This is a genomic window from Staphylococcus sp. McC-251-APC-3A2 (assembly GCF_009695665.1).
Lineage (GTDB): Bacteria > Bacillota > Bacilli > Staphylococcales > Staphylococcaceae > Staphylococcus > Staphylococcus cohnii.
Genome location: NZ_VUNO01000007.1, coordinates 49,614 through 63,917 on the forward strand (window position 1 = coordinate 49,614; position 14,304 = coordinate 63,917).

A 14,304-nucleotide genomic window follows, 5' to 3' on the forward strand; every position below is an offset into this window, starting at 1 on the left:
TTTATCAGTAACTTATTATTTTGTCACTAAAATCATTCGAAATCTGTTTGATTCTTTGGCCATGTATATCTTGTGTAAGCTAATTCTCTTTTATGTGCATTTTTAATATAATGATTTTCTATGATAGCTTTTGCTTCTTTTGGCACTTGTTTACCTTCTAAATAATCATCTATTTGAGCATAACTAACACCAAGTGCTTCTTCGTCTGGTAGCTGTGGTTTATCTTCTTCTAAGTCAGCCGTTGGTATTTTTTCATATAAATGTGCTGGTGCATCTAAATACGCTAAGATTTGTCGTCCTTGACGTTTATCCAGACCAAATAACGGGGCAATATCCGCTGCACCATCACCATATTTTGTAAAAAATCCTGTTAAGTTTTCCGCTGAGTGATCGGTTCCCACTACGATACCTTGCTTATTTGATGCAATCGAAAATTGTACTTTCATACGCTCACGTGCTTTTTCATTCCCTTTTTGGAAATCAGTCAGCGTAATTCCAGCTTCTTTTAACGATTGTACACTTTGATCTACAGCAGGTTTAATGTTAACCGTAATTGTTCGATCTGGTTGTATAAACTTCAAAGCATCTTCAACTTCATCTGCATCTTTTTGTTCGCCATATGGTAGTTTAACCGCAATAAATTGACAATCAATATCCTTTTCCTTTAATTCATTTACTGCAATTTGACACAGCTTACCAGCTAAAGTCGAATCTTGTCCTCCTGAAATGCCTAAAACCAAGGATTTGATAAATGAATGAGATTGGATGTAATTTTTTATAAATTGAACAATATTACGTGTTTCTAATTTGCTATCAATGTTGGGTTTGACTTTCATTTCTCTAACGATAATATCTTGAATTTCATTCATTTTCTTCTTCCATCTCCTTCACATGTTCTGCCACTTCAAATATACGTTTGTGTTTATTTTCCCAACATTCTGTACTTAAATCAACCGGATACTCTTGTGGATTAAGGTGACGTTTGTTTTCATCCCATAAATATGAAAGACTTTCCGTCAAATAGTTTTGCGCTTCCTTTTCGCTCGGTAAATCATAAACGAGTTCACCAGCTTTAAAAATATCATGATGTAATGGTTTAGCTATAAAAGACTTTATAAATTTCATCTTATACGTATGAACAGGATGGAATAATTTAAGTGGCGACTCATCATAAGGATCTTCATGCGCTAACGTTATGTAGTCACCCTCAGCTTTGTTGGTTTTCTTATTAATAATGCGATACACATTTTTCTTACCTGGTGTTGTTACTTTTTCTGCATTGTTAGATAACTTTATTCGGTCTACATAATTCCCCGAAGCATCTTCAACTGCCACAAGTTTATATACAGCACCTAAGGCTGGCTGGTCGTAACCAGTAATTAATTTAGTACCAACTCCCCATGAATCGACCTTTGCTCCTTGCGATTTCAAACTTGTAATTGTTTGCTCATCTAAGTCATTTGATGCAATAATTTTAGTCTTAGTGAACCCAGCCTCATCTAACATGCGACGTGCTTCTTTTGATAAATAAGCAATATCACCAGAATCTAAACGTATACCAATAAAGTTAATTTCATCACCAAGTTCTTTAGCCACTTTAATCGCTGTTGGCACACCAGATTTCAAGGTATGAAAAGTATCAACTAAGAACACGCAATCTTTATGACGTTCTGCATATTTTTTAAATGCAATATATTCATCACCATATGTTTGAACCATTGCATGCGCATGTGTCCCTGATACTGGTATACCAAAAAGTTTTCCTGCACGCACATTACTAGTTGAATCAAATCCACCAATATATGCTGCTCTTGCACCCCACAAAGCAGCATCCGCTTCTTGTGCACGTCTTGTTCCAAATTCCATTAATGTGTCATTGGGCGCTACTTGTTTTATTCTACTTGCTTTCGTAGTAATTAACGTGTGAAAATTCACGATATTTAACAACATCGTTTCAATTAATTGCGCTTGGATGAGTGGTGCTTCAACTCTTAATAAAGGTTCATTACCAAAGCATAATTCTCCTTCTTGCATAGAACGAATATTACCAGTAAATTTCATATCTTTTAAATATTCCAAAAAGTCTTCTTGATAACCAATAGATTTTAAATATTTAATATCCGATTCTGAAAAATGAAAGTTATTAATATAAGCTATAACTCTTTTTAATCCATTAAACACTGCATAACCACTGTTGAAGGGCATATTTCTAAAATATAAATCAAATACAGCGTATCTCTCATGAATACCATCATTCCAATAACTCTCCGCCATATTTATTTGATATAAATCATTATGTAATACTAAAGTATCATCCTCAAATTGGTACACCGCTATCTCTCCTATCGGCTTTTTCATTAGTTTAACACAAAAAATTAAACGTTTATATCTGAAACAAATTTATCTATATTACTTCAATTATAACTCAGCACATTATTAAATATAATTTTGTTATTTATTAATTATTTAGTTAGTAGTAAATTCAAAATAGTAGCGACAAAATCATGACAATTACACAGTTAAGCATTAAAAATAGAAAAAATACCGTATAATATGTTCGAGGTGTTTTATATGTTAAATGAAGCTAAATCATTTATTCAAACAATGTATAAAGAATTAAATTATAATGAAAATATTATATTAAAACGACTAAATCAGATAGAAACACAAATCAACTTAACAGGTACGTATGAACATACTAATGAAGAACTTGTATATGGTGCTAAGATGGCATGGAGAAATTCAAATCGTTGTATAGGTCGTGCATTCTGGGATGCTTTAACTGTCAAAGATGCAAGACATATTCAGTCAGAACACGAATTTATAGACGCAATAGAAAATCATATTCAATTTGCAACAAATGATGGAAAAATCAAACCATGTATCACTATTTTTGCCGCTCAAAACCCACCAAAAATATTTAATAATCAACTCATCAGATATGCTGGATATGAAGATGTTGGCGACCCTGCTGAAATAAAAATCACTCAATTAGCAGAACATTTAGGGTGGACAAGCAATCATACTGATTTTGATATTTTACCTTTAATTTATAAAATTCCTGGGGAAACATTAAAATTTCATAATTATCAACCTGAATTAATTAAGGAAGTACCCATTACACATGACCGTTTTCCAAAATTAGCAAAGCTTGGATTAAAATGGTATGCCGTACCAATTATATCTAGCATGGACTTGAAAATTGGTGGAATCACATATCCAACCGCACCATTCAATGGTTGGTATATGGTAAATGAAATTGCTGTGCGTAATTTTACGGATTCATATCGCTATAATTTACTAGAAACCGTTGCAGAAGCTTTTGAATTTGATACACTAAAGAATAATTCTTTTAATAAAGATAGAACATTAGTTGAATTGAATTATGCAGTATATCATTCATTTAAAAATGAGGGCGTGTCAATGGTTGATCATTTAACCGCGTCAAAACAATTTGAAAGATTTGAAAAAAATGAACGCAAGAATGGAAGAGATGTAACTGGTAAATGGTCTTGGTTAGCACCCTCTTTATCTCCAACGCTAGTATCTAATTACCATCATGGATATAAAAACGAGATGAGAGAACCAAATTTCTATTATAAAAAGCAATCATCTGCTTCTGGGTGTCCTTTCCATTAATTTTTAAAATTAACACATATATTTAAGGGGTAACGTCAAATGAAATTATATTATTTAGGTCCAAAAGGAACATTTTCATATTTAGCGGCAAAACAATATCAATCAGAGTCTGAGTTTGACTATATATCTAAATCTAATTTGTATGAAGTAGTTACTGCTGTCTCAGAAGATGATCAAAGCATTGCTGTTGTGCCTATCGAAAATTCAATAGAAGGTACAATCAATATTGTTGCCGATGCCTTAACTCAACAGAACATTTATGCTCAGGGAGAAATTCATTTAGATATACAATTTGCTTTATATGGCCCTGAAAATGCTACAGTAAATGATATATCAAAAGTTTATTCAATAAGCCCAGCAATTAGTCAAACGAGTAAATATATACAACAGCATAACTTCACATATGATTATGTAGATAGCACAATACAAAGTTTAGAAAAAATAACTAACCAAGTTGGCGCAATCGCACCTTTAGGTAGCGGGGAAACTTATGGTTTCCAACCTATAGAACAAAACATTCAAGATTTCCCTCACAATGTTACTCGTTTTTTAGTCGTAAGTAACCAGCCGCAACATTTGGACAATGCAAGCGATACAATGTTACTCATCACACCGCAATTTGATAAACCAGGTTTACTAGCAAGTATTCTAAATACCTTTGTACTTTTTAACATCAACTTATCTTGGATTGAGTCTAGACCTTTAAAAACACAATTAGGTATGTATCACTTTTTCGTCCAAGCAGACACTGGATTAACGGAAGAATTATCTAAAGTCATTAAAATCTTGAACACTTTAGATTTTCAAGTTACAGTCATTGGATCTTTCAATAAGTTAAATCACGATTAACTAATAAAGTAAAACTTACTGAAATTCCAACTCGAAAACTTATCATCTTATATATTTCAATAATAGAGCCTGAGACATTTATATGCCTCAGGCTCTATGACGCTTTTAGTTATTTTAATGGTAATGGTTTGGTAACATCTATACCTAATACTGGTGGTACTAAGAAATAAACCACTAATACAATGACAATAATACTCAACATATTGACCCAAAATCCAACTGATGCCATTTTTTTAATACTAATTTTTCCAGTACCAAATACAATAGCATTTGGCGGTGTACCAACCGGCAACATATAAGCACAATTGGCAGCCATAGCAGCCGGCACCATAAGTAGTAGTGGATGTACATTAACTGCAACAGAAAGTGTAGCAAGAATAGGTAAAATCATAGTCGCAGTAGCTGTATTCGAAGTTATTTCTGTTAAGAATAACACAAATATTGTAATGACAAGGACGATAATTAATGGACTGACACCTTCGATTAACTTTAATTGTTCCCCTAGCCATGTGGCTAAACCGCTCTCTGAAATACCTTTAGCAAGTGCTAAACCTCCACCAAACAAAATGAGCACGCCCCATGGCAAGTCCTTAGCAACATTCCAATCAATAATACGTGTATGTTGCGCTTTATTTTTAGCTGGAATTAAGAATAATAATACAGCTATAAACATTGCAATCGTACCGTCGGCAACTTCTGAGGTGAACGACCAATTTTTCAATAAGAATTCTCTACTAATCCATAATAAACTTGCCAATATAAAAATTACTTGTACTACTTTTTCTTCATATTTCATCTTGCCTAATTCATCTAATTTTTTTCTAATTAAATTTTGACCGCCTGGCAGTTCCTTCATATCATGTTTAAATGCAACATAACGCAAATATAACCATACTAAAATCAATAGCACAATGACCGTTGGCACGCCAACAACCATCCATTTGGCAAAGCTGATTTCTTCACCAAATGCTGATTGATATTGCCCTTTTAGAATAATAAGTGGTGGCGTTCCAATCAAAGTTCCTAATCCACCAATTGTTCCTGCATATCCGATAGCTAATACTAATGATTGTTCAAATTTATTGATGCTTGTAGCATTCATTTCTTCCCCTTTTAAATCATTTGCTTCTTTAATAATTGCTAAACCTATCGGTATCATAATCATCACAGCTGCAGTGTTCGAAACAAACATAGATAAAAACCCTGTCGCAATCATAAAACCTAATAAAATTTTTCCAGTACTTGTACCTAAAATACTGATAATTGTTAATGCTACACGTGTATGTAAATTCCATCTTTCCATAGCTATAGCTAGTATGAATCCACCTAAAAATAGGAAGATAATATCATTACCATACTGAGCAGATACTTCTTCCGGGCTAAGTACATGACCAATAGGCAATAAAATTAATGGTAATAAACTAGTTGCTGCAATTGGTATTGCTTCAGTAATCCACCAAATAGCTATCCAAATTGTAATTGCTAACACAAAAACACCTTTATAAGATAAATTTTCAGGTTGAAAAGTTAACAATGTCAAAATAAATAATAGTGGCCCTAAAATCAATCCTGTCAGCTGTCCTGCATTATAAGATTTATTTTTTTCAGAAAAAAATGTTAAATAATGTGAACGTCTAAATTCCCCTTTGTTCATGTTATTCATAATGTTCCCCCCGATTTTAGTTGTTTTCTGAATTTTCTTACATTATTACTCTTTAAGATAATATAATTTCAATTAAATTACAATATGTTTTATATTGTGTTTTAATTCAGAACTACTAAAATAAAGAATCATTATTTTATGTTTATTTTTTTAATGTTTATATTTTTTTCATCTGATAGATACAAATTTTCTATATCTTTTAAATAAAGTCTTTGATGTTTATTATCAAAATAATTCTGTGCAATAAATATATTCTTGTGTTTTACGTTATGGTAACTTTGCACTCGAATTGCATCTTTAGACATATGACCAATAAAATGATTCTGGTAAATATATAAATTACTTCCAGATTGAGTTGTTCTTACCTTACCGGTAAGGTCTTGCGCATTTTTACCATCTTTCACTGCTAAAAACCGAATACCGCCCCCACAATTTTTGAATATATTATCGTGAATAAAAGTATCTTTTGATTTTAAAGGTGTCAGTGCATATTGATTTATTCCTTCAAACGTATTAAAACGAATATGTATGTTTTCATAAAATTGATTAAATCTACTCGCGTGAGATCCTATCGCTCTATTCCACGCGCCCATTGTAGGTGTTTTCGAATTTCCAAAATAACAATTTTCAATCACTACATTTTTAGTTATCGTACCATCCGTTGCACCGAATTTTGGAAATGCGCCTTTTACTTGTATATCAATTTGTACCGCTTCTGAAAACAATCTTTCCCCTTTGTCATCTTTAAATCCTAAAAATTGGCAGCCATTGATATATAATCCATTGATGCCACATGCATCTATGGCATGACCTCCAACAACATCTTTAAATGTTACGTCTAAAATTTGAATATTTTGAGCATGACCCATGCACATTGCTGTATTGTTATACGGATAATCATAACCATTCATATCCAGTGTGCCACCAGCAATACAGATTGCACCATTACCTTCGTATCCATAATAAGATTTCAACCATCTACCGTTTTTTAATAAAGTATCTTTACCTACTCTTTTTAATACTGTTTCATCATCCAATATCAGAGTAGTTGAGTCATATATTACCAACGGTCTACGAATATGATACTCTCCTTTAGGAATATAAATTGTTGTGTTTTTGTGGTTTCTAGCATATTTCAATGCTTTTTGAATCGCACGTGTATCTGCCCATTTATGCTTACCTTTTAATCCAAAGTGCATTGCGTTAATGATCATTATCAACTCTTCCTCCTTACTTAATACTTTATAATAAACTAATATTTAGTTTTTAAACGCTTTAAATGCACCTTTAATGATTTATGTACTTAGTATATAATAACTATAATCTTAATTTTGGGAGTGTTACATTAGATGAAAAATAGTGCGCTTATTATTGTTGACTATTCAAATGATTTTGTTGCTGATAATGGCAAATTAACTTGTGGCCTTCCTGGGCAACAAATTGAAAATTATATTGTTGAAAGAATTGAAGTATATAATAAAAAACAGGCCAATATCTTTTTTCTTATGGATTTACATTATGAAGAAAATAGCTATCATCCAGAAAACAAACTTTTCCCACCTCATAATATAATAGACACCACTGGAAGAGAACTCTACGGTAAAGTAAATGATATTTATCAAAATATCTTATTTAATGATCATGTTCATTATTTAGATAAAACACGTTATGATTCATTTTGTGGTACGCCTTTAGACATTATGTTACGCGAACGCAACATTACGCATTTAGAAATTGTCGGGGTATGTACAGACATTTGCGTGCTTCACACTGCTATCACTGCCTACAATTTGGGATATGCTATTTCAATTTCCCATAAGGGTGTTGCTTCATTTAATCCAACAGGACATCAATGGGCATTAGATCATTTTAAAAATTCATTAGGTGCTGAAGTAGAATAACAATAGAAAATCATGATAAAATAAAATTAAATAAAAAATTAAGGAGAATTAAAACATGGCAAAAACTTATATTTTCGGTCATAAAAATCCAGATACAGATGCAATTTCATCAGCTATTATTATGGCAGACTTTGAACAACAAACAGGAAATACAGACGCAACACCTTATCGTTTAGGTGAAGTAGGACCTGAAACTCAATATGCATTAGATCATTTTAATGTGGAAACACCAGAATTACTTAGCGATGATTTAAATAATCAAAATGTTATTTTAGTTGACCATAATGAATTCCAACAAAGTGCTGATACGATTGACAAGTCATCAATTCAACATGTCGTTGATCATCATAGAATTTCAAACTTTGAAACTGCAGCACCATTGTATTATCGTGCAGAGCCAGTAGGTTGTACTGCAACAATCTTATACAAAATGTACAAAGAACGCGGATTTGAAATCAAACCTGAAATTGCTGGTTTAATGATTTCTGCTATCATTTCAGATAGCCTACTATTTAAATCACCAACTTGTACACAACAAGATATTGACGCTGCTGAAGCTTTAAAATCAATTGCAGACATTGACTTAGAATCCTATGGTCTAGAAATGTTAAAAGCAGGTGCGTCTACAACTGATAAAACTGCATCTGAACTATTAAATATGGATGCGAAATCATTTAATATGGGTGACTATATTACACGTATTGGCCAAGTTAATACTGTAGATATTGATGAAGTATTCCAACGTCAAGAAGAGTTAGAAAAAGAAATGTTAGAAGTAAGTACAAATGAAAAATATGATTTATTTGTATTGCTTGTAACTGATATCATCAACAGTGACTCTAAGATTTTAGTCGTTGGTGCCGAAAAAGATAAAGTAGGCAATGCATTCAATGTTCGACTAGACAACAACACTGCATTTTTACCAGGTGTTGTATCTCGTAAAAAACAAGTGGTACCACAAATTACAGAAGCTTTAAGTTAATTTCATACTTTATCAATATATAACATTGTAATAGTAAAAACTTAAATAGTTTACTATATAGAAAAACTGGAACATAATAATAATTATGTTCCAGTTTTTTATCCATCATTTTAAACTATCTAAATCATCAATATACTAGGAGGAATAATCTTTGAATTCAATAGAACAATCTTTCCACAATAGTAAACAATATTTTAATACTCATGAAACCAAATCACTTAAATTCAGAAAAAAGCAACTCAAGCAATTAAGTAAGAGTATTAAAAACTATGAAAGTGAATTACTTGAAGCTTTTCAAGAAGATTTAGGTAAAAATAAAGTAGAAGCCTATGCAACTGAGATTGGCTTTACATTAAAAAATATTAAATCAGCTCGTAAAGAACTTAAAAATTGGGCGAAAACCAAACAAGTAAACACACCATTATTTATGTTCCCTACTAAAAGCTACATTATGAAAGAACCTTATGGCACAGTACTCATTATTGGACCTTTTAACTATCCGTTCCAATTGCTAATAGAACCGTTGATTGGTGCAATTGCTGCGGGGAACACTGTGATACTAAAGCCTTCTGAGTTCACACCAAATGTATCTGGTGTCATACAACAAATTATTGCCGATGCATTTGATCCTGAATATATTAATATCATTCAAGGAAATGCTGATACAACTCAAACTTTACTTCAATTTCCTTTTGATTATATTTTCTTTACAGGTAGTGAACAGGTTGGACGCGTTGTTTATGGCGCAGCAAGTAAAAACTTAACACCAGTAACTTTAGAGCTTGGTGGAAAGTCACCTGCAATCATTGATGAGAGTGCAAATATTAAAGTTGCAAGTGAACGTATTTGTTTTGGTAAGTTTACAAATGCTGGGCAAACTTGTGTTGCACCGGATTACTTACTTGTAAACCGTAAAGTTAAAGATGAACTTATCAGTGCATTAAAAAAGACAATCACTGAATTTTATGGCACAAATATTCAAGATAGTCCAGACTATGGGCGAATTGTAAACCAAAAACATTATCATCGTTTAAACGAATTATTAAATATCCATTACCCTGAAATTACTTTCGGTGGTCAAACTGACATTAATGAAAATTTTATTGCACCTACGATTTTAGAAGGTACTACTTTCGATTCAAAAATTATGGAAAATGAAATTTTTGGCCCAATTTTACCTATTATAGCTTATGATGATTTTGACGAAGCAATTGATTTAATACGTACTAAACCTAAACCACTAAGTCTTTATTTATTTAGTGAAGATGAAAACAGTTCAGAGAGAATATTAAATGAATTATCATTTGGTGGCGGTGCAATCAATGATACCCTTATGCATTTAGCAAATCCTAACTTGCCTTTTGGCGGTGTTGGTGCCTCCGGTATAGGAAAATATCATGGAAAATACTCATTTGATACTTTTAGCCATGATAAATCTTATATTTTCAAATCTACAAGGCTTGAATCAAGCCTATTGTTCCCTCCTTATAAAGGAAAATTTAAATATATTAAAGCATTTTTCAACAAATAGTATTTTGATATATTAAAGCCCGAAAACTTAATATAGTTTTCGGGCTTCTTATCATTTGTTTTTATTTTAAGAACTGAACACAAACACCTTCTGGCGCATTTTGTGATTCATCTGATTTCTCTAATTTTCCAGTAACTTTATCTCGCTTAAATACAACTACTTCATAATTACCTTCTTGGTGAGCGCAAACTAAGAAATCATCTGATTCAGGAATATTAAAATCACGTGGAAATGCTCCGCCGCTCGCTACTATATCTACAAGTGAAATTGTTGATCCATTGTCTCCAACTTTAAATATAGCTATACTATCATGTCCTCTATTGCTGATATATAGGAATTTTTGATCATGAGATAATCTTACTGCAGCTAATTTTGTTGCACCTTCAAAATTTTCGGGTATTGTTGCATGGCGTTCAATTTCTGAGAACTCACCATTTTCATATGCCATAACACTTACAATATTTGATAATTCATGTACAACATAAGCAATTTTGCCATTTTCATGGAATGAAATATGTCGTGGCCCATCTCCGGGCTCAAAATCATATACAGCATATTCACTGTAGCCATTATCTCCAAATTCATATGTCACAATCTTGTCAGTCCCTAAATCCATGGCTACCACATATTTTTCATCTGGCGTTATACCAAGGTAATGGACATGAGGTTGCTCTTGTCTTTCTAATGGGCCTGTTGGATAGTCATGTGTTAACTCTTGGATTAAACGAATAACTTCACCAGTAGTCGGATTCGCTTCATAAATACGAGCCAGTCCTGCACCATAAACTGCCTCAAAGATATATTTTCCATCTGGTGAAACTGAAACATAACATCCACTACCTTTTGTTGAAGCTAAACATTTATTAATAAGGCTAAGTTTGCTATCTTTTTCTATTTTAAAACTTGCGATACCGCAGTCTTCACCTTCACGTGTGACAGCATATAAAAATGACTGATGCTGATTCACGTATGTTGATGCTTCTAATTCATAACCCGTTTCTACCTCGACAACCGTTCCTGTTTGTTCATCTAATTCAAAACGGTAAATGCCCTTTCCCTCTTTTTTCGTATATGAACCGATATATCCTACTGTAGTCATGTAAACCCCTCCATATTATGATACTTTCATTTTAATAAATATTAATACTAAATGACAATATAATGGTTTTAGCGTTAATACGCCGTTTATAAATAATCCTATTGAAACTTGCATGACATAAATATATTTTACTTTTATTAAACTGACTTATCTTAATTAAACTTATCATTTTCTAACTTTCATTTTAATTATTATCTACTTTCTTTTATAAGATAACTGAGTTTTCAGACATTGGAATCAATGTTTTATTAAATATTGAAAAATAACTTGCAATAATACGAACAAGTGTTCTATTATTAAGTTGAGGTGATTGGATGCTTTCAAGTAAATATAATAATAAAGAAACAGATTACAGAAAAATACCTAGAGAAAAATTAAATCCTAATATTCCACAAGGGCGTGGTATGGTTAAATGGGCGCCTTTTGCAACGTTACCCGAACAATTTGAGGCAGTACAACAACATATCATTGATCAAAATAAAATTGACCGTCCTATTTTATCAGACGATCAATTAAATGAACTCAATATTCAACTACATCAAGCACTACATGCGAATACACCAGTGAATATCGAATACTATAGGAATGGTTGGTTAGAATATATCACATTGGAAATTAAGAATATTGATATGCTTCATATGTATTTGGAAGGATATCCACTTGCTACTTCAAACACAATAAAATTATCGCTTTTTGATATCACAAACATAAATCTAAAGCACCAACCAAAGTCGAATTAAAAGTCAATTATTGGATACACTTAATTCTCAGTCTTTCGACTGCATAAGCCTCCGTATCATCTGCATTCTGCAGCACTCTCGTTTTAGGTTCGCAGTCTTTCGACTGCATAAGCCTCCGTACCATCTTCATTCTGCAGATGTACGGAGGCTAAAAAAAATAGAACACTTAAAAGTGTTCTATCAGTAATTAATTATTAGATTCGATGTCTGAAACGATTTCTTTTGTTTTATTTTCGATATCTTCAAAGTCTTTTTTGAAAATATAAGCAAATACAACAGCACCTATTCCTGCTGCTAACGATACAGTAAGAATTGTACCGAATACAAATTTAAATAAACCTTTAATAAAATTCCACATTCTGTTTCACCTCAATAATTTATTAACATGTCTAACATTTATGATAGCATACTTAAAGACATCAATAAATATATACCCTTTTTCAAATAAATTATTCTTAGCATTCATAATATAAAATTACATTATAAATATACTAAATAACTATTATATACTAAATAGTTTGAAAAGAATTGGAATATTAATAACCATTTGAAGTAAACATGATACTACTATAAAATAATTATTAGATATTAATTACCCCACCAAGTTGACAGAGCATCTCTTAATTGTCCATAGTAATTTAACATAATCATCACCTCATTCAACTAAATTAAGCTTTAGTTTTAAAAGTTAATTTTATGATAACTTCCACAGCACGGTAATACAATTAACATGACGTTACAATGAGATAACATTATTGTAAGGTTACACTTAACATAGGAGTTTTTTTATGCAAAAAGTACAATCAGATATTTTAACGCATCGAGGATCACATTTTGATTTAGGCATCAAAACTGCTCAATGGATGCAGCAAACGCCAATGCTAAAAAACAGAGAAAAAGAATGGAAAAAGCGTATGCCTAGATTTGATATAAACATTAAAGAAACATATGATGTTTTCCAAATGTACGCACCACAAATTTGGGAAGAAATAAAAGGTATGCAAGAAGTTTTAAACCTTCCTACCAAACAAATGATACTAAACTTCGGACATTATCGTTTTACACCATTAAAAAATAGCGGCTGTACTGTATTTTTAGGTAATGATTACATGGTACGCAACTACGATTATCATCCTGCCACTTATGATGGTCGATATTTATTATTTCAACCAAATGATGGTGGTTTAGCACAGATTGGCCCAACTTCACGCGTAACTGGAAGAATGGACGGAATGAACGAAGCCGGCCTTTCTATGGGCTACAATTTCATGCATCGTAAACATCCTGGTGATGGTTTTGTATGTTACATGATTGGCAGAATTATTTTGCAGTACTGTAAAACTGTGCCAGAAGCAATTCAATTGTTAAAAGAAATCCCACATAGAAGTTCGTTTAGTTACATTGTTATGGATAAAAACCTAGAACATGCAATCATTGAAGTTACACCTCGTTCGATTAATGTGCGTTATGACCAAACTTGTACGAATCACTTTAAATTATTAACACATGAAAATAGAAATTATACAGCAGAATCAGAAGCGCGTTTAGAACGGCTTATTAAGCATAAACCAAAGCACTTAAATAAAGCAGAGGCCTTCAAGCTGTTTAATAATCCACAATATAAAATTTACAGTAAATTATTTAAAAGTTGGTCAGGCACGATACATACAAGCATGTATGAACCACAAAGTTTAACTGCACATATTGCAATCGGAGAAAATAATCATCCGACCAAAATAAACTTTGCAGATTGGATTAATGGACAAGCTTTATCCACAGATACACTTTTTGGTCATTTAGATACCGAATTAACTTTTGCAACATATTGAACTATATTAAAAAAGTGGGACGACGAAACCTAATTTTATTAAAAAGATTTCGTCGCCCCATACCAATAAAG

13 protein-coding genes are annotated in these 14,304 nt (G+C 32.1%); 7 read left to right on the plus strand and 6 right to left on the minus strand.

Features of this window, described 5'->3' with window-relative positions:
* Positions 1-32: 32 nt before the first annotated feature.
* The gene (nadE, locus tag FYJ81_RS11880; RefSeq protein WP_064264234.1) at positions 33-869 is read right to left on the minus strand and encodes an ammonia-dependent NAD(+) synthetase; all 837 of its coding nucleotides are present in this window, start codon (positions 867-869) and stop codon (positions 33-35) included.
* Positions 862-2,331 carry a nicotinate phosphoribosyltransferase gene (locus tag FYJ81_RS11885; protein ID WP_107385058.1) on the minus strand — a complete coding sequence of 490 codons (1,470 nt, stop codon included), beginning with the start codon at positions 2,329-2,331 and terminating at the stop codon, positions 862-864. Before FYJ81_RS11885 ends, nadE begins: the two co-directional genes overlap by 8 nt.
* Positions 2,332-2,571: 240 nt before the next feature.
* Between FYJ81_RS11885 and FYJ81_RS11890 the strand changes: the two genes are divergently transcribed.
* Positions 2,572-3,639 (plus strand): nitric oxide synthase oxygenase, encoded by a 1,068-nt coding sequence (locus FYJ81_RS11890; protein WP_107385059.1) that lies wholly within the window; start codon positions 2,572-2,574, stop codon positions 3,637-3,639.
* Between the two features lie 39 nt (positions 3,640-3,678).
* Complete coding sequence (locus tag FYJ81_RS11895; RefSeq protein WP_040029803.1) at positions 3,679-4,488, plus strand: prephenate dehydratase; 810 nt, start codon at positions 3,679-3,681, stop codon at positions 4,486-4,488.
* 109 nt (positions 4,489-4,597) lie between these two features.
* Here FYJ81_RS11895 and FYJ81_RS11900 read toward each other — a convergent pair whose 3' ends face one another.
* Both FYJ81_RS11900 and FYJ81_RS11905 read right to left on the minus strand, forming a co-directional pair.
* Positions 4,598-6,151, minus strand: coding sequence for an SLC13 family permease (locus tag FYJ81_RS11900; protein WP_107386327.1), 1,554 nt, complete (start codon positions 6,149-6,151; stop codon positions 4,598-4,600).
* A 131-nt stretch (positions 6,152-6,282) separates the two neighbouring features.
* Entirely contained in the window at positions 6,283-7,365 is a 1,083-nt protein-coding gene (locus tag FYJ81_RS11905; protein WP_107386547.1) for a glycosyl hydrolase family 28-related protein, read from the minus strand.
* A 135-nt stretch (positions 7,366-7,500) separates the two neighbouring features.
* Here FYJ81_RS11905 and FYJ81_RS11910 point away from each other — a divergent pair, with 135 nt between their 5' ends.
* From FYJ81_RS11910 to FYJ81_RS11920, 3 genes are all read left to right on the plus strand, one after another.
* Positions 7,501-8,052, plus strand: coding sequence for a cysteine hydrolase family protein (locus FYJ81_RS11910; RefSeq protein WP_064264577.1), 552 nt, complete (start codon positions 7,501-7,503; stop codon positions 8,050-8,052).
* A 55-nt stretch (positions 8,053-8,107) separates the two neighbouring features.
* Positions 8,108-9,034 (plus strand): manganese-dependent inorganic pyrophosphatase, encoded by a 927-nt coding sequence (locus FYJ81_RS11915; protein ID WP_064264578.1) that lies wholly within the window; start codon positions 8,108-8,110, stop codon positions 9,032-9,034.
* Positions 9,035-9,185: 151 nt separating this feature from the next.
* Positions 9,186-10,565, plus strand: coding sequence for an aldehyde dehydrogenase (locus tag FYJ81_RS11920; protein ID WP_107385056.1), 1,380 nt, complete (start codon positions 9,186-9,188; stop codon positions 10,563-10,565).
* 61 nt (positions 10,566-10,626) lie between these two features.
* Here FYJ81_RS11920 and pglS read toward each other — a convergent pair whose 3' ends face one another.
* Positions 10,627-11,664, minus strand: a complete 1,038-nt coding sequence (pglS, locus tag FYJ81_RS11925) for a 6-phosphogluconolactonase (RefSeq protein WP_107386549.1) — start codon at positions 11,662-11,664, stop codon at positions 10,627-10,629.
* 314 nt (positions 11,665-11,978) lie between these two features.
* Between pglS and FYJ81_RS11930 the strand changes: the two genes are divergently transcribed.
* The gene (locus FYJ81_RS11930) at positions 11,979-12,404 is read left to right on the plus strand and encodes a YolD-like family protein (protein WP_107386550.1); all 426 of its coding nucleotides are present in this window, start codon (positions 11,979-11,981) and stop codon (positions 12,402-12,404) included.
* A gap of 187 nt (positions 12,405-12,591) precedes the next feature.
* Here the strand turns inward: FYJ81_RS11930 and FYJ81_RS11935 are convergent, their stop codons facing one another.
* Positions 12,592-12,762, minus strand: coding sequence for a hypothetical protein (locus FYJ81_RS11935; RefSeq protein ID WP_019469577.1), 171 nt, complete (start codon positions 12,760-12,762; stop codon positions 12,592-12,594).
* Positions 12,763-13,192: 430 nt separating this feature from the next.
* On the opposite strand from FYJ81_RS11935, the gene FYJ81_RS11940 reads away from it, so the two are divergent.
* Complete coding sequence (locus tag FYJ81_RS11940; protein ID WP_107385053.1) at positions 13,193-14,233, plus strand: C45 family autoproteolytic acyltransferase/hydolase; 1,041 nt, start codon at positions 13,193-13,195, stop codon at positions 14,231-14,233.
* Positions 14,234-14,304: the final 71 nt, after the last annotated feature.